Raw genomic sequence first — 17,103 nt, 5'->3', positions numbered from 1 at the left:
AAAAGTAAATTCGTTCGACAAAAAAAACGGTCGAATCATTATGTAAAATGGGGGATTAGAGAGTATGTGGCCGCTATTAAAAGCGAGACGCAAATAAAACAAGCCATGGTCTAATTTATCATGGCTTGTTCCTTAGTTTGACTAGTGCTTATGATTCGGCAATTTCTTTGCAGGGGCATTATCGCCCTGCTTCTCTCTGTTTTTCCGATCCTTTTCCTGTCTTTCATGCAATTTTTCAACAAATTCATGTGTACTTCCTTGATCCATCGCGATTAACCCTCCTTTACCATTCATTAGTGTTACCATCCTGATTGGAAACATGTAAGGGGGGTTCAGAAGGAATAAAAAAATCTCCTAGAAAGGAGATTTCTAAATTAAGCCTTGTGTAATCATAACATCGGCCACTTTAGTAAATCCGGCGATGTTGGACCCGACCACTAAATTGCCTGGGAACCCGTATTCTTCAGCAGCTTTTACGCTGTTGCGGTAGATGTTCGTCATGATTTGGTGAAGCTTGCAGTCGACTTCTTCAAATGACCAAGCAAGTCTTGCACTGTTTTGTGCCATTTCAAGAGCTGAAACTGCTACGCCGCCAGCGTTTGCTGCCTTACCAGGGGCAAATAGAACTTCGCTGTTTAAGAACACATTCACGGCATCAAGAGTAGATGGCATGTTAGCACCTTCGCCAACTGCTTTTACTCCATTAGATACCAAGATTTTGGCAGAAGCTTCATCAATCTCATTTTGTGTCGCACATGGAAGAGCGATATCACATGGAATGGACCAAATGCCTGTGCAGCCTTCGAAATATTGGGCGCGTGGATGGTGGTCAACATATTCAGAAATTCTTTTCCGTTCCACTTCTTTAAGCTGTTTCACTGTTTCAAAATTAATTCCATCTTCATCATAGATATATCCATTGGAATCGCTGCAGGCAACAACTTTCGCACCAAGCTGCTGCGCTTTTTCAATAGCGTAGATGGCGACATTTCCGGAGCCGGAAACAACAACAGTGCTGCCATCGAAGCTTAAGCCCTTATCCTTCAGCATTTCTTCAACAAAATATACAGTACCATAGCCGGTTGCTTCTGTTCTCGCTAAGCTTCCGCCGTAATTAAGCCCTTTGCCTGTGAATACCCCAGCTTCGAAATTACCGCGAAGCTTCTTATACATTCCGAACATGTAGCCGATTTCTCTCGCTCCTACACCGATATCTCCTGCCGGAACATCGACATCCGGTCCGATATGGCGGTACAGCTCCTGCATAAAGCTTTGGCAGAAACGCATGATTTCGCCGTCTGATTTTCCTTTCGGATCGAAGTCAGAGCCGCCTTTACCGCCGCCAATTGGCTGGCCAGTTAAGGAGTTTTTAAAAATTTGCTCAAAGCCTAAAAACTTAATAATGCTGGCATTAACGGAGGGGTGGAAGCGAAGTCCGCCTTTATATGGCCCGATTGCGCTGTTGTACTGGACGCGGAAACCGCGGTTTACTTGAACCTTGCCGGTGTCATCTGTCCAAGGAACACGGAAGGAAATCACTCGTTCAGGTTCAACAATTCTTTCTAAAATACCTTGTTGCATATATTTTGGATGTTTTTCAAAAACGGGTATCAGGGAATCGAAAATTTCCTCAACGGCCTGATGGAATTCACATTCAAAAGGGTTGCGGCGTTTTACCGTCTCAAACACCTCATTCACATAGTCTCTTACTGCTTGCGTTCCTGATTGTTTTACATCTTCAATTGTTTGCAATGCAATCAACCCCTTTGTTAAAATTTTAATTCGTTAAGTGTTTACTGAATATTCTTATTAGCATGGATTTATTTTATAATGGTTTAAATAATCTAAGCAATATGAATAATAGATAGGTTTAATGCCGAAATGAGATGAATGCTTTAAAATACAATATAGATAGGAGTTTGATGAAAGGGGCGGGGAAAAAATGGAGTTAAGACAGATTCAATATTTTATTGAGGTGGCAAAACGAGAGCATGTGACAGAAGCAGCCCATGCCCTGCATGTGGCCCAGTCGGCTGTGAGCAGGCAAATTTTTAACTTAGAGGAAGAACTGGGGGTCAGTCTATTTATCCGTGAGGGCCGAAACGTAAAGCTGACGCCGATTGGCGAAATGTTTTTAAAACAAATGGAACAGGCGGTCAAGCTGATTGATAATGCTGTACGGGAAATTGAAGAGCAGCTCGATCCTGAAAAAGGTACGATTCGCGTCGGATTCCCGAGCAGCCTTGCCGCTTACACCTTGCCGACTGCTATCTCAGCCTTCCGTGAGCTGCATCCTGAGGTGAAATTCAAGTTAAATCAGAGCTCCTATGCAAACTTAATTGAAGGCGTGGTAAAGGGAGATTTTAATTTAGCACTTCTTGGACCGGTACCGAAAAAGGAACAAAAGATTAAGGGCAGGACCTTGTTTACGGAAAAAATTGTCGCCCTCCTGCCACAGAACCACCCGCATGCCAAAAAGCCGGTATTAAAGGTAAACGATTTACGGGAGGACTCGTTTGTTTTATTTCCAAAGGGATTTATTTTACGGGAAATTATTGTGAATGCCTGTGGTCAGCTTGGTTTCGAACCACAGGTAGCGTTTGAGGGAGAAGATATTGATGCGATTAAAGGCTTGGTGTCTGCTGGACTTGGTGTCACGTTGATTCCTGAGATCACATTGATTGACGGTCTGCCGCGTTCGACTGTTAAAATTCCGATCACGGAACCTGAGGTCAGCCGTACGGTTGGGGTGATTATTCCCTCCGAACGTGAGCTGCTGCCGACAGAAAAACTGTTTTATGAGTTTTTAAGCGATTTCTTTAGTATTCTCGATCGTTATAAGCATTAGATTTATTGGAGCGGGATAAAGACATTCCCACCATACATATGTATTAAAGAAGGATTATTTTATCTTTGATACACCTCGCGAGGCCTTGAGACCTCATGTTAAGGGGGATTTGTATGGTGTGGACGATTGTTTTGATTATCTTGTTCGGCGGCATGCTCGGCTTTTTCTTATGGCTTCGCAATTTAGCAAAAAAACCGCAGCATTCGATAATTCGGGCGTATCCTTACTTTGGCTGGATCCGTTATGTGCTCGAAATGATGGGGCCGAAGCTGAGGCAATACTGGTTTGACGATGATAACAGCGCCAGACCGTTTTCCCGGGCGGATTATTTAGGGGTGGTGTTTTCCGCGAAATACCGTACAGATTTGATCAGTTTTGGCTCGAAGCGTGATTTTGATCAGCCAGGTTACTATATTGCCAACGAACTGTTTCCATTATTAAAGGAAGAGCTCGAGGTTGATAATCAGGATAATGTTCAGGCAATGAAGTATCGGATTGACAATGAAGGCTTATTTTTCCGGCGGGAGCATCTTGCAGAGGACACGGTGCCGCGCTGGTTGTTTCCGGAAGAAGAGGCGATTATCGTCGGTCCGGTTCGGGAACAGCCGTGGAAGCTTCACGGACCGTTTGGCGCATCGGCCACTTCTTATGGCTCTGTCGGGGAAAACTATATTTTATCGACCGGGTATGGCTGTAAAATGGCCGGTGGTTCTTGGTTAAACACCGGTGAAGGCGGAATTGCCCCGGAGCATTTGGCAAGCGGCGCTGACGTTGTAGTCCAAATTGGCCCTGGTTTGTTTGGCTTTCGTAACCATGAAGGGGATTTTTCTCTTGATGAATTTAAACGGGTTGCGGATGTTGAGGTAGTTAGGGCGTTTGAGCTAAAGTTCGGTCAGGGAGCAAAGATTCAAGGCGGTCATTTAGAGGGGGCTAAAGTGACGGAAAAGGTAGCCCGGATTCGCAAAGTGCCGCAGGGGGAAACGATCATCTCGCCAAACCGTTTTTCATTTTTACGGAATCCTGAGGACGCGCTTCAGTTTATTCGACGGCTTCAGGACGTTGGTGGCAAGCCGGTCGGGATTAAAATAGTCGTGGGCAGCCATTTTCAATTGGATGTTTTTTTTCAGACAATGAAAGTGCTCGATATTTATCCTGATTTCATTACCGTGGACGGCGGTGAAGGCGGTTCGGGGGCAACGTACAAGGCGATGGCGGATACCATGGGGCTTCCCCTCTACCCGGCTTTGATTACGGTGGTTGATCAAGCGGCTGCCTACGGTGTGCGCGATAAATTTAAGATTTTTGCCTCAGGGAAATTAATTTCTGCTGATAAAATTGCCATTGCCCTGGCGCTTGGGGCTGATGCAGTCAACTCCGCCCGGGGCTTTATGATGGCTAACGGCTGCATCATGGCCTTGCAGTGCCATACCGGTAAATGCCCCGCGGGGGTGACGACGACCGATCCGAAACAGCAGGAGGCTTTGGTTCCGGAGGAGAAGAAATGGCGTGTGATGAACTATATCATCAGCGTCCGCCAAGGTCTATATGCACTGGCGGCGGCCTGCGGTCTAGAGTCACCGCGTAAGTTCACCCGCGAGCATATTGTTTTTAAGGAGGCTGACGGCCATGTTCGGCGGCTTTCAGAGTTATTTCCTCTAGCTGTTGATCGGGAGACCGGTGATGAGTGACCATCGTTCTTCCAGGCTGCCTGAGGGGATTGTTTTAGGTGATGGCCGGCTGAATGATGAGATGGTTTGCAGCAGGGAAATTCTTTATCGTGGTAACAACGGCCGGTGTGTGGAAAGATTTTATCTGCCTTCAGGGGAATCATATATTTTTAAACCTCTTACGAACAATGCGCAATTTGGCAAAGAGGTTTGGGCTCATGAACAGGTTCTTCCTTTGGTTGGAGCAGGTTTTCCAAAAATTATCTCTTACCGGGTTTCCGGCGAGGCAGATTTGTGCTGGTTGATTTTTGAGGATTTGGGGCCACTTTCGCATGAGTTTAATAAGGAAAGTTTGCTTGCTGTGGTGAGGTCGGCCGTAGTGTGGCACTCCCTGCCTGTTGCTTCGTTTGCGGATGTGCCATTGTCGGGGATGAAGCCGGGGGTTGAGGAGATGCGGGCGGAGGTGCTTGCTGGCCGAGAGAAGTTTTCGGGGGTTGGGCTGCTTGGCCCTGTTTGGGGCAGACTTGAAAGTTTCATATTTTCAAAGAAGCAGGTTATCTCTCATGGTGATTTGCATCAAGGTAATTATGCGCTTGTCGATGGCCGTCTGTTCGTGCTGGACTGGGAGCATGCCCATTTGAATCTGCCTTATTGGGATTTGTACCATGTGATTGATATGGCACACCCTGTTTTTTTGAAAAAAATGACTCGCCGACTGCGGGAGGAAGCGCTGGATTGTTATCTTGATGGTGTTGAGGCGGCGGTTGACAGGGCGGCATTTAAAAAAGAGTATTATTTGTTTGCGGTCGTGTTTTCGCTGTGGATGCTGTTATTAATTGAGCAGGATTTACAGGCAGATGAGGGAAAGTGGTCGAATGAGCAGCTGAAGAGACAGCGTGATGAGACGATTGCTGGGCTGGAGCAGTTATGTGAGTGTATTTTAAAAAGCTAACCCTTTTATGGTGAGGGTTAGCTTTTTGTATGTTATGCTCGTTGTTCAAAAAGTTTGACAATCTCAACGACGGTTTGGGTTGCTTTTACCATATTTTCAACAGAAATAAATTCATATTTCCCATGAAAGTTTTCCCCGCCGGTGAAGATGTTTGGTGTTGGCAGACCCATAAACGATAGCTGCGAGCCGTCCGTACCGCCGCGGATTGGCTGGATGATTGGCTTGATATCAAGGCTTTCCATCGCCTGCTGGGCAATATCAACGATTTCCTTCACCGGTTCAATTTTTTCACGCATGTTGTAGTATTGATCATTCAACTGAAGCTGAATGTTTTCAGCGCCGTATTTTTCCTTTAACTCATTGACGATGTTAGTCATGGTTTCTTTTCGTTTATTAAACGTTTCCCGGTCATGGTCGCGGATAATATAGTTGAGCTTCGTTTGCTCGACATCGCCGTTGAAGGACAACAGATGATAAAAGCCTTCGTAATTTTCGGTGTGCTCCGGTGCTTCTTGCGGCGGAAGCTTGCCTTGTAATTCCATCGCAATTTTCATGGAATTGACCATTTTATCTTTGGCTGAACCAGGGTGAATGTTGTTGCCGTTAATCGTGATTTTAGCTCCTGCTGCGTTGAAGCTTTCATATTCCAGCTCCCCAAGCGGACCGCCGTCAACGGTATAGGCATACTTGGCATTGAACGCCGCAACGTCAAACTTATGCGGGCCTCTCCCGATTTCCTCATCCGGTGTGAAAGCAACACGAACCTTGCCGTGCTTGATTTCTGGATGCTGGATAAGGTAGTGCATCGCGGTCATGATTTCCGTTACCCCGGCTTTGTTATCCGCACCAAGCAGCGTGGTACCGTCTGTGGTGATTAAAGTATGACCTTTGTAATTTTCGAGATTTGGAAAATCCTTTGGTGACATGACGACCTTTAACGCTTCGTTAAGAACGATGTCGCCTCCGTCGTAATTTTCATGAATCTGCGGGTTGACGTTTGTGCCGGTAAAGTCAGTTGCTGTGTCAACGTGGGCAAGGAAGCCAATTGTCGGCACGTCTTTTTCCGTGTTGGCTTTCAGTGTCGCCATCACGTATCCGTTTTCATCAATCGTCACCTCTTCCATGCCTATTGCTTTTAATTCATCCACCAGCATGCGAAGTAGCGTCCACTGCTTTTCAGTCGACGGACAAGTTTCACTGCTCTCATCCGACTGCGTGTCCACCTTAACATAGGAAGTAAATCGTTTAATCAAATCCTCTTTCACTGTGCAGCACTCCCTTTTTTTCTGAGTTATGTACATGATTATCATATCACGTTGCGGGGGCGGTTACACATTTTTGGAGGAGGGGTGCTCTATTGGCGGTTGACATACTACAATTGTCGTATAGAGATCTCCAACTGTCGGATAAAGCGGTTTAATTGTCGTATAGCATGCTCCAATTGTCGGAAAGGAAACCAATTGTCGCCAAGCGATCTCCAACTGTCGGATAAGACAGTTCAATTGTCGTATAGCATGTTCCTATTGTCGGAAAGGAAATCAATTGTCGCCAAGCGATCTCCAACTGTCGGATAAAGCAGTTCAATTATCGTATAGCGTGTCCCAATTGTCGGAAAGGAAATCAATTGTCGCCAAGCGATCTCCAACTGTCGAATAAGGCAGTTCAGTTGTCGTATAGCGTGTCCCAATTGTCGTTAGCAGAACCCCAGCTATCGGAGTGTAAAATAATTTATCAAAACTATTTCTTAAGTAAATGATTAAAGTTATTAATATCCATTATATATCTCCTATATCGATAATTGCCTTCGATTTTAAACCCCATACTTAGTAAAATACGTTTCGCTGTCTGGATATCCACCCCCAAAAGCCTTCTGCACTCCTGATTGGTGATGGTTCTTTTATAAACCAAAAACCATTCGAGAAAGTTTCTTTGATGTGCTATAGGATCGGTTGCATCACAAGTGGGGCAAACCCATGTTCTAGGCAGCTTAATCATTCCCAACCTCCGACATACTTTGCATCTTGTCCCCGGCAGAAAATCCCCCAGCGGAATTTGATAAGCTTCACTAATGGGCCTTGGGATATAACGTCGATGACATCTTAGAAGTTCAGCGGAAAGCCATGCAAAGGTATCTGGGTCTAGCCTTTGCTCGGGTCGTGGGATGTTTTTGATGAAAGCTGGAATTAGGTTGGGAAATAAAAGCTTCGTATGGGCAGGGGGGACTTTGACGATTTGCTTCGGATAGGCTAGTACGACCGCGCTGTAGATGGGGAGTTGGATGTTCCGGCTCCAAAGCCAGTCAGTTAAAAAATCGCAGTTTCGCTGCAGCTGGGTAACGGGACTTTCATAGCCAAATTGGTGTCCGTCGTCTTTCGTGCTGATTAATTGCGGCGGATTTTCTTTAAACTCCAGCACCCCGCCGATATTTTTTACCTCAAAAACAACGCCGTGCCAGGGAGTTAAACAATGTGAGTCGATTTGGAATTTCTCATTAGATGCAAGGGATAAATCATGATAAATGCGGTTATCAAAGCAAAACGAACTTCTCCTTAAAACCTCCGCAACCCTCTCTTCCCCGCCAATCCCTGCTTCAACTGCGGATTGTTTCGCGGATAAAATCGGCAGGATCGGATGGGCAGCCGGCAACCGGTCTTGGGCAGCAATCAGCCCTTCTAACTTCAATGAAAAATCTCGATCTTTCAAATAAATCACCTCCACACGCATCGTAGCACACAGCAAAAAGCAAAACTATAGAGTTCAAAAAGTTGTAAAAATAAACTTGTCCGCCCATTGACCAGCACAGTCAATAGGAATAAAATGTAATTGACTGATGTGGTCAATAACCACAACAAAAGGAGGGCCGCTAAACATTGTTTACGAAATTTCTCAACTTAGATCAAGAAAAACAAGATCGAATCATTAATGCTGCGATAAAGGAATTTGCCCAGAAAGGATATGATAATGCCTCGACGAATGAAATCGTGAAGGAAGCGGAAATCTCAAAAGGGCTGCTATTTCATTATTTCGGCAATAAAAAGCAGTTGTACTTATTCCTGTTTGATTATTGCTATGACTTGATTGCCGATGAATTTTTCAAAAAAATTGACCTTTCAGAGGCGGATTTTTTCAGTAGGATGCGGCAGGCGGTCATCATTAAGATGGAATTGCTGGCGAATTATCCTGAGCTGTTTAATTTCCTTCAGGCTGTTTACTTGGAAGAATCGAAGGAAATAAAGCAGGAGTTTGAAAATAAATTACAGCAGCTGCTGGAAATCAATTTTGCCAAAATGTATGAAAACATTGATACCTCGAAATTCCGCGATGATATTGAGCAGGAAAAAATCTTGAAAATCATCACCTGGACATTTGAAAAATTGAGTGATGAGGAGCTGAACAAAGCAAAGCTATCACCAAACCACGAAATAGATTATCAAAAAGTCCGCATTGAAGTGGAGCAGTATTTCGACGTACTCATAAAGGCTTTTTATAAATAAGGGAGGCCCTAAGCGATGAATGTGATTGAGCTTAAGAACCTGACGAAAACGTATGGAAAGGCGAGAGGGATTGCAAACATCAGCTTTAACGTGGAGGAAGGCGAGATTTTCGGGTTTATTGGACCGAATGGGGCCGGGAAGTCGACTACGATTCGCACGATGCTGTCGCTGATCTACCCGACAAGCGGCAGTGCGACGATTTTTGGTATGGATTCTGTCAAGTTCGCTCCAGAAATAAAAAGGGAAATCGGCTATCTGCCGTCGGAGGTATTTTATTACGACAACATGAAGGTAAAAGAGCTGCTGAAGTACTCGGCCAGTTTTTACAAAAAGGACTGCAGTAAGCGCATTATGCAATTGGCGGAAATGCTTGACCTTGATCTTAATAAAAAAATTGATGACCTTTCGTTCGGCAATAAGAAAAAGGTGGGGATTGTTCAAGGGCTGCTACACGAGCCGAAGCTGATTATTCTCGATGAGCCAACGAGCGGCCTCGATCCGTTAATGCAGCAGAAGTTCTTTGACCTGTTAAAGGATGAAAATAAAAAAGGCACGACAATTCTGTTTTCGTCCCATATTTTAAGCGAGGTGCAGAAAATGTGCGACCGCGTGGCGATTATCAAGGAAGGAGAGCTTGTTAAGGTCGAGAAGATCAGCACGTTAAAGGAAAGTAATCATAAACGCTTTAAGCTGGAAACGAAAACGCCGCTTACACAAGATTTTTTCAACATCAGCGGGGTGCAAAATTTGGAAACCAAGAACCACCATCTCATCAGCTTCCTTTACAGCGGCGATATTAATTTGATTTTGCAAAAGATCGCACAAATAGAAATCAACAACCTGTGGATTGAGGAACCGGACCTAGAGGAAATCTTCATGCATTACTACGAAAAGGAGAAGTAGACCATGAATATGTTTCTCCATGAATTAAAGGCGTATCGAAAGTCTACCTTTATATGGACATTATCACTCGTTGCCGTGCTGGTGTTGTTTATGTCGATGTTCCCAAGCTTATCAAAGGATGCGGCTGAGTTTAAAAAGCTCTTGGAGGGTTATCCGGAAAGTGTCAGAAAAGCGTTTGGGATTTCATTGGAGAGTATCACGTCGCTGCTGGGATTTTACTCGTATGTGTTTGCCTATATCGTGTTATGCGGCTCCATCCAAGCTATGAATCTAGGACTCTCCATTTTATCAAAGGAGTCAAGGGAAAAAACGGCTGACTTTTTGCTGACGAAGCCGGTAACACGTCAGCAGGTGGTGACCGCCAAGTTATCGGCTGCCGTCACATCATTGGCAGCAACGAACCTCTTCTATTTAGCGGCGGCTGTCATCACAGCACAGGCTGTGAGTGATGTGTCTTTTGATAAGCAGATCTTTGTACTGATTTCGTTAACGGCATTCTTGGTGGAATGTATGTTTTTAGCATTGGGACTACTCGTTTCTGCTGCACTGTCAAATATTAAGTCGGTGCTGCCTCTTTCTCTTAGTATGGTGTTTGGTTTTTACTTCTTAAATATGTTTGGCTCGGTGATTGGTGAGAAAGCGTTCCGCTATTTTACCCCGTTTAACTATTATGATACGGCCTATATTATCAAGCATTCCGCCTATGAGGCACGTTTTATCATAATTGAAATTGTGTTGGTCGCGGCGGGAGTTCTCGCCAGCTATATTATTTATGCTAAAAAAGATATTCATGCGGTCTGAGGGGGTGTCGTGATGAATTTATTTTTCCGGGAAATAAAGGCGGCGAGAAAGTCGCTCATTCTATGGACCATCGGTATATTCTTTATGATCGTAAGCGGCATGGCCAAGTATGAAGGGTTGAACGGGACGGGGCAGTCGCTGCAGCAGTTGATTTCAGAAATGCCGAAATCGCTGCAGGCTATTATGGGCGCGGGAACATTGGATTTATCAACGGCCGTTGGATTTTACGCGATTCTTTTTACGTATTTGCTGCTAATGGCGGCGATCCATGCCTTAATGCTTGGGGCCAATATCATTGCAAAGGAAGAGCGGGACAAAACGGCGGAATTTCTGCTGGCGAAGCCGATATCGCGCACTCAGGTGATCACTGCAAAGCTGTTGGCTGCATTCGTCAATGTGGTCATCTTTAATCTAGTAACCTTAGTTCTCTCTGTGGTTATGGTAAGTAAATTCAGCAAAGCTGGGGAGTCGTTACATGATATTTATTTATTAATGGCGGGCATGTTTTTGCTGCAGCTGTTATTTATGGCAGTTGGTGCCGGCATTGCTGCCGCGGGCAAAAAACCTAAACGGGCAGCTGGCATTGGAACGGCACTGCTTTTAATCACCTATATTCTATCAATTGCAATTGACCTAAATAAGAATTTAGAACTATTACAATATATAACCCCTTTTAAGTATTTCGAAGCAAAAAGAGTGCTGGCCGATGGGGCGCTGGATCCTGCTTTTGTCGGCCTGTCCATGGTCATTATTACCGTCCTGCTCACTATCACCTATAGCTTTTTTAAGAAGAGAGATTTACATGTTTAAAGACCGTAATTAGAACGGTCTTTTTTGTTTCGGAAGATGGGTATTTCGGACTATTTAATGTATTCTAAATATAATAAAAATATTGACGATTTACCATATTTTGAAATAAAATTAATTTGAAACTCGAAAAAAGTAGAAGGGGGTCTAAAATACCAGAGAAGATTTTCAAGTTTCATGTAGAAAAATAGGTGAAATGGAGGAGAAAAGGTGAAGTTTAAGAGAAGTTTACCGTTATTGTTGATTTTGCTCATGGTATTCTCCAGTGCGGCTCAGGCGGCTGTTCCAAAAGCTGCTCAGAGTAAAAGCAGTCAGATCACACAGCTAAAACATCAACTGTCAAAGTCCATTAAGGGCAAAGATGTTGAGAAAAATTATAAAAAGACCGACAAAGTACGGGTAATTGTTGAGGTTGATGGTGAACCGGCGATTACATATGCAACAAAGCAAGGCAAGAAATATAGTGAACTAGCTAAATCAGTAAAAGATAAATTAGAAAATAACCTTATAAATGCACAGCAAAATGTTAAAAACCAAATTGCTCAAAAAGCAATTAATATGAAATTCAAGCAGCATTTTACCACAACCTTTAATGGGTTCAGCGGCGAGGTAGAATATGGAAGAATTCCTGCTATTAAAAGTATTGTTGGTGTTTCCAAGGTAACGATTGCACATGAGTATCAGCGTCCGGAAATTAAGCCTGATATGAAGTACAGCAAGGAAATTGTGGAAGCTCAAAAGGCGTGGGAAGATTACGGTTATAAAGGCGAAGGCATGGTTGTCGGAATCATTGATACCGGCATTGACCCTAGCCATAAAGATATGATATTAACCGACAAATCAAAAGCGGCGCTGACTGAAGGAAAAGTCAATACGCTAAAAAATGAAAAAGGGCTTCCGGGTAAGTTCTATACGGAAAAAGTCCCTTACGGTTATAACTATTATGATGAAAATGAACAGATCCTAGATTTAGGACCGGATGCTTCAATGCACGGCATGCATGTTGCCGGAACGGTTGGGGCAAACGGTGATGAAGAAAAAGGCGGCATCAAAGGGGTAGCTCCTGAAGCACAATTCCTGGCTCTTAAAGTGTTCGGTAATGATCCAGAAATGCCTTCTACATGGAGCGACATTATCATCAAAGCTATTGATGACTCTATTAAACTTGGTGCTGATGTGGATAACTTAAGCTTAGGTTCTACAAGTGCATTCGTTCAAGCTGACGACCCTGAACAAATGGCGGTACAAAGAGCGGTTGATAATGGTGTGTTAATGTCCATTTCTGCCGGCAACTCCAACCACTTTGGCGACGGTTATTTCAATCCGCTTGGATCCAACCCTGATTACGGGGTAGTTGGTGCACCTGGTATTGCAACGAATTCTTTACAAGTGGCCTCTATTGAAAATAACTACATGGATTTGGACGCGATTACGTATTCCTTTGATGGAACAGAAGCAGGTAAAGCGCCGTTCTTATCAGCAAGTAATGCAGATCCATTGAAGCAAAAACAAAAATCTTTTGAAGTACTAGCTGCAGGCATTGGTGAGCCAGCTGATTTTGAAGGGAAAGATTTTAAAGGTAAATATGCCTTAATCCAGCGCGGGGTCATTGGTTTTGTTGATAAGACGTTAAATGCCCAAAAGAAAGGCGCTGTTGGTGTTATTATCTACAATAACGCGGATGGATTTGTAAACATGGCGTCTGATCCGGCAATTACGATTCCACAATTATTCATGTTAAAAACGGATGGTGATCAGCTAAAGGCGAAGCTTGATGCAGGTGCAAAGGTAACCATTGACTTTAAAGGGGATAAAGTAACAGCCCAAAACCCAACAGCTGGAAAAATGTCTGACTTTACATCATGGGGCGTAACACCTAACTTAGACTTTAAGCCTGAAATCACCGCACCTGGTGGTAATATTTATTCTACATTAAATAATAACCAATATGGTGTGATGAGCGGTACATCAATGGCAGCTCCACATGTCTCCAGCGGTGCTTCACTTGTTCTAGAACGGGTGAAGAAAGATTTTGCCGATTTAAAAGGTGCTGCACGTGTAAGCATTGCGAAAAACCTGTTAATGAACACGAGTAAGGTTGTAGCAGATAAAGGAACGTATAATAGTTATTACAATCTTGGAAATCCATATTCTCCACGCCGCCAAGGAGCTGGTGTAATGCAGCTTCATGCAGCATTAAGCACACCGATCGTGGTGACAGATTCGAAGACAAATGAGGCTAAGGTTGCTTTAAAAGAAATTAAAGACAACAAAGCTACGTTTACATTAAATGTAAGGAATTTCTCAAATCAAGAAGTTACCTATGTAGTAGATGGAAATGTTCAAACAGATTTAGCCTTTGAAGATGAAGAGACTGGCTTAGTAATAGATGAAATGGAAGCTCAAGGGATCTATAAAAATGGTACAATATCGGATTCGAAGCCATGGACTGGCGAATATCCAATTTCATTTAGTCAAAAAGAAATCACTGTCCGGGCTAATGAAAGCACAACTATCGGTGTAACTGTTGATTTAACGGATACGGTTGATTGGGGAAATAATGATCAAGACCTGTCGCTAGAGGATATTTTCAAAAATGGCTATTTCGTTGAAGGTTTTGTTACACTAACGGATATAAATGATAAGTATCCTGTCGTATCTGTGCCATACGTCGGCTTCAACGGTGACTGGAATAAGCCGCCAATCCTTGACAAAGATATTTACGACGGCAATGATGCTGAATCCTTCTATGCTTGGACAGGCATGTTAACTAATGCCGGTGTTGACGAAGATGGCTACGATAACTACGACTATCTAGGTTACAACCCAGCGGATGAATCGTTCAAGACTAAGCAAATTGCAATTTCACCAAATAGTGATGGCGTGCAGGATAACGCACTGCCAATTCTAACATTCTTGCGAAATGCCAAATCGGTAGAGTACAAGATTGTTGATAAAGATGGAAATGTCCTGCGAAAGCTTAAATCCGAGACAAATGTCCTTAAAAACTTTAATGATGGCGGCAGAGGGTTGCAATATTATATCAATCCGGCCAATGCTTGGGACGGAAAGATTAAGAACAAATTAGCTGCTGACGGCACGTATTATTATGAAATTGATGCGACAATCGATTACCCTGGGAAAGCACCGCAAGTGAAGAAATTCCCGGTTATTGTCGATACGGTTGCGCCAAGAGTAACTGCGAGACTTGATGGGAAAAAGCTATCCATTAGTTCTACCGATGGTGATGGATCCGGTGTTGCTTTCTATGATATTTTAGTTAGCGGAAAATCCATTTTTGCAGGCAAAGAGGCTCCTTTAGCAGGAGGTCCACAAGAATTTACTTTCGATGACACGCCTGTTGGTTTAGTTGAGGTCGTGGCCTACGACTATGCCGGTAACACAAGTAAAGTAGAAGTACGGGGCGGTACGGACAATACCATTCCTTACGTTCATGTCACTTCCATTGGGGCGGCTAATGTTTATGCATCACATGATCTTCCTGTTGCGGGATATGTAACAGATCAGTCAAAACTAAAGAGCCTATCGCTTAAAGTGGAACCTGCTAATGAAGCAGACCAAAAATACTACACACAAAAAGAAGTCAAATTCACTTGGAATGCCGCTAAAGCTCAATACGAATTTGAAACAGCGGTATCCGTGAAAAATGACGGTGTCTACAATATCCGTATTACCGGCGCTGATGATGCGGGTAACAAAATTGATTATCTAGTACGTGACTTGATGGTAGATACAACGGCACCGCAAATTAAGGTAAATAAAGTGATTCCTTCGAAAGTAAAAACATCGACTGTAGAACTTGATGTTACGGTTTCCGACAACTATGATGAAATTCACTACTATGTTGACGGCAGTGAGGAATTCACCAAAGATTTTGCAGAACCATATGCTATGAGAAGCCTAAGCAAGCAAGTGAAAACAACATTGGAACTTGAGCTAGGAAATAATACATTTACCCTCGAACTTGTGGATCTTGCCGGTAATAAAACAACGAAAGAAATCAAAGTTTACCGCGGTGATTTCTATAAAGTAAATTATTATAACGGCAAAGAAGTTGTTAAAACGGACGAAGTGATTAAAGGTTTAAAAACCACTGCTCCGGAAAAACTGAAAAAGTCCGGTTACACCTTCATCGGCTGGTATAAAGATGCAAAGTTGACATCTAAGTTTGACTTTAATCAGCCAATTACAGCAGATACCAACGTATATGCAAAATTTGTGAAGAATCTGGCTGCGCCTGCAAAAGTAAAAGCAGCTTCAGCAGATTACAACAAACTAACAGTCAGCTGGGCAAAAGTAACCGGTGCTTCAAGTTATGATGTATACCGAGCGACATCAAAAACCGGTAAATACACGAAGGCTGCAACAGTTAAAGGCACAAGCTACAGCAACAGCGGTTTAACAACCGGCACTACTTATTACTATAAAGTTGTTGCTAATGGAACCGTTGACGGCGTGAAGCTTGCCAGCCCTTATTCCTCTGTTGTAAGCGGCAAGCCGGCGCTGAAGACGCCAACAGGTGTGAAAGCTGCCAAGGCTAGCAGCACTTCGGTGAAAGTGAATTGGTCTAAAGTAAATGGTGCAAGCGGCTATCAAGTATACCGCGCAACATCTAAAGCCGGAAAATACTCAGCGGTAAAAACTGTGACTTCCGGTAAAACAGTTAGCTTTACCAATACAAAGTTAGCAAAAGGAAAAACTTATTATTACAAGGTTAGAGCTTATAAGACAGTTAGTAGCAAGAAGGTATACAGCTCTTACTCTGCTGTAGTCTCCAAAGGTTTAAAGTAAGCTTTTTCTTAAAAAAAGGAACGCTCGGACTATTTTGTTCGAGCGTTTCTTCGTTATTTTTCGCGTGTCATTTTAATCAGGGTGGTAATATCGTTTGTCATTCTGCTATAAGATGGGTTGTCCGACTTAATAGTAGACTTGATTCTATCAATTAATGTCACGGCTTTTGGATTGGTTACCGTCAGGATTTGGACATGACCGTCAAATGCTTTATTCATCAGTTTTTTCGCTTGGTATAAATTATCATCGGTATTGGCGCCTGTCTCATCTACACCGTCGAAATTACCTTTTCCGGAAAGACCGGCTGTGTTTTTCAACACCTTGTTTTGCATTTCATCATAGCTTGTTGATGTACCTTCAGGCTTGGAGCGAGCAAGAATAACCGTGTCATCAAGGACAAATACCTTGACCCCGTTAATCCCTTCCCCAGCCAGTCTTGATTCTAAGTGTGAGGAAATACCGCCATCATGCAGGCTGGAGCTGCCGATTAGGCTGTAGACATTTGTTCCCATGCCCTCTGTCGTTTTTGTCGTGTGTTTTTTGGTACGGTCGACGCTTGGAATGACATCTGGATTGTTCGTACCATGAACATGTCCATTTCCTTTTTTATTTAATGAGTTGTCATGAAGATCCGCCGCATCAGCTTCGTTTTTGTGTAGCCCCTCGGCAGAGCAAGCGCCAAGTACTAACATCACACCAATGAGCGGTGTGCCCCAAATTTTCCAATTCCTTTTCATAAATCTTCCTCCTTTTTATAAAATACAATGCCCCTTATTTTTTCTGAGTATGCATGGATAATTTTTGGGAACGATACTATTC

General features: G+C 43.4%; 13 protein-coding genes. 8 read left to right on the top strand and 5 right to left on the bottom strand.

What is annotated here, in order from left to right:
* Window positions 1-141 precede the first annotated feature (141 nt).
* Window positions 142-294, bottom strand: coding sequence for a DUF4023 domain-containing protein (locus A6749_RS27645; protein ID WP_407937508.1), 153 nt, complete (start codon window positions 292-294; stop codon window positions 142-144).
* A gap of 75 nt (window positions 295-369) precedes the next feature.
* Window positions 370-1,752, bottom strand: coding sequence for an NADP-specific glutamate dehydrogenase (gene gdhA, locus A6749_RS11885; RefSeq protein WP_066389783.1), 1,383 nt, complete (start codon window positions 1,750-1,752; stop codon window positions 370-372).
* 190 nt (window positions 1,753-1,942) lie between these two features.
* Between gdhA and A6749_RS11880 the strand changes: the two genes are divergently transcribed.
* The 3 genes from A6749_RS11880 (at window position 1,943) to A6749_RS11870 (ending at window position 5,467) form a co-directional block, all read left to right on the top strand.
* Window positions 1,943-2,848: a LysR family transcriptional regulator gene (locus tag A6749_RS11880; protein ID WP_066389781.1), complete on the top strand. Its 906-nt coding sequence runs from the start codon at window positions 1,943-1,945 to the stop codon at window positions 2,846-2,848.
* A gap of 113 nt (window positions 2,849-2,961) precedes the next feature.
* Window positions 2,962-4,536: an FMN-binding glutamate synthase family protein gene (locus A6749_RS11875; protein WP_066389780.1), complete on the top strand. Its 1,575-nt coding sequence runs from the start codon at window positions 2,962-2,964 to the stop codon at window positions 4,534-4,536.
* Window positions 4,529-5,467 (top strand): phosphotransferase, encoded by a 939-nt coding sequence (locus A6749_RS11870; RefSeq protein ID WP_066389779.1) that lies wholly within the window; start codon window positions 4,529-4,531, stop codon window positions 5,465-5,467. The genes A6749_RS11875 and A6749_RS11870 overlap by 8 nt, the downstream gene beginning before the upstream one ends.
* A 32-nt stretch (window positions 5,468-5,499) precedes the next feature.
* On the opposite strand, the gene pepT is transcribed toward A6749_RS11870, so the two are convergent.
* Window positions 5,500-6,732, bottom strand: a complete 1,233-nt coding sequence (gene pepT / locus A6749_RS11865; protein WP_066389778.1) for a peptidase T — start codon at window positions 6,730-6,732, stop codon at window positions 5,500-5,502.
* Window positions 6,733-7,204: 472 nt separating this feature from the next.
* Window positions 7,205-8,170 (bottom strand): nuclease-related domain-containing protein, encoded by a 966-nt coding sequence (locus A6749_RS11860; RefSeq protein ID WP_236719660.1) that lies wholly within the window; start codon window positions 8,168-8,170, stop codon window positions 7,205-7,207.
* Window positions 8,171-8,337: 167 nt separating this feature from the next.
* On the opposite strand from A6749_RS11860, the gene A6749_RS11855 reads away from it, so the two are divergent.
* The 5 genes from A6749_RS11855 to A6749_RS11835 all read left to right on the top strand — a co-directional run bounded on the left by A6749_RS11855 (window position 8,338) and on the right by A6749_RS11835 (window position 16,284).
* On the top strand, window positions 8,338-8,961 hold the full coding sequence (locus A6749_RS11855; RefSeq protein ID WP_066389776.1) for a TetR/AcrR family transcriptional regulator: 624 nt from the start codon (window positions 8,338-8,340) through the stop codon (window positions 8,959-8,961).
* A gap of 15 nt (window positions 8,962-8,976) precedes the next feature.
* Window positions 8,977-9,864, top strand: a complete 888-nt coding sequence (locus A6749_RS11850) for an ABC transporter ATP-binding protein (RefSeq protein WP_066389775.1) — start codon at window positions 8,977-8,979, stop codon at window positions 9,862-9,864.
* Between the two features lie 3 nt (window positions 9,865-9,867).
* A complete protein-coding gene (locus A6749_RS11845) occupies window positions 9,868-10,665 on the top strand; it encodes an ABC transporter permease subunit (protein ID WP_066389773.1) in 798 nt (265 codons plus the stop codon).
* Between the two features lie 12 nt (window positions 10,666-10,677).
* Window positions 10,678-11,475: an ABC transporter permease subunit gene (locus A6749_RS11840; RefSeq protein ID WP_066389770.1), complete on the top strand. Its 798-nt coding sequence runs from the start codon at window positions 10,678-10,680 to the stop codon at window positions 11,473-11,475.
* A gap of 207 nt (window positions 11,476-11,682) precedes the next feature.
* A complete protein-coding gene (locus A6749_RS11835) occupies window positions 11,683-16,284 on the top strand; it encodes a S8 family serine peptidase (protein WP_066389764.1) in 4,602 nt (1,533 codons plus the stop codon).
* Window positions 16,285-16,337: 53 nt separating this feature from the next.
* Here the strand turns inward: A6749_RS11835 and A6749_RS11830 are convergent, their stop codons facing one another.
* Window positions 16,338-17,021: a hypothetical protein gene (locus tag A6749_RS11830; protein ID WP_066389763.1), complete on the bottom strand. Its 684-nt coding sequence runs from the start codon at window positions 17,019-17,021 to the stop codon at window positions 16,338-16,340.
* Window positions 17,022-17,103: the final 82 nt, after the last annotated feature.

Source organism: Neobacillus mesonae, from assembly GCF_001636315.1.
Classification (GTDB): domain Bacteria; phylum Bacillota; class Bacilli; order Bacillales; family Cytobacillaceae; genus Neobacillus; species Neobacillus mesonae.
The sequence above is the reverse complement of the archived record's forward strand: the minus strand, read 5'-3'. Positions and strand labels throughout refer to the sequence as shown.

Excerpts from the sequence above, each read along its gene's own strand:
- A6749_RS11875 (WP_066389780.1), top strand. The coding sequence starts at position 2,962 with ATGGTGTGGACGATTGTTTTGATTATCTTGTTCGGCGGCATGCTCGGC.
- A6749_RS11850 (WP_066389775.1), top strand. The coding sequence starts at position 8,977 with ATGAATGTGATTGAGCTTAAGAACCTGACGAAAACGTATGGAAAGGCG.
- A6749_RS27645 (WP_407937508.1), bottom strand. The coding sequence starts at position 294 with ATGAATGGTAAAGGAGGGTTAATCGCGATGGATCAAGGAAGTACACAT.
- A6749_RS11845 (WP_066389773.1), top strand. The coding sequence starts at position 9,868 with ATGAATATGTTTCTCCATGAATTAAAGGCGTATCGAAAGTCTACCTTT.
- A6749_RS11830 (WP_066389763.1), bottom strand. The coding sequence starts at position 17,021 with ATGAAAAGGAATTGGAAAATTTGGGGCACACCGCTCATTGGTGTGATG.
- A6749_RS11840 (WP_066389770.1), top strand. The coding sequence starts at position 10,678 with ATGAATTTATTTTTCCGGGAAATAAAGGCGGCGAGAAAGTCGCTCATT.
- A6749_RS11870 (WP_066389779.1), top strand. The coding sequence starts at position 4,529 with ATGAGTGACCATCGTTCTTCCAGGCTGCCTGAGGGGATTGTTTTAGGT.
- A6749_RS11880 (WP_066389781.1), top strand. The coding sequence starts at position 1,943 with ATGGAGTTAAGACAGATTCAATATTTTATTGAGGTGGCAAAACGAGAG.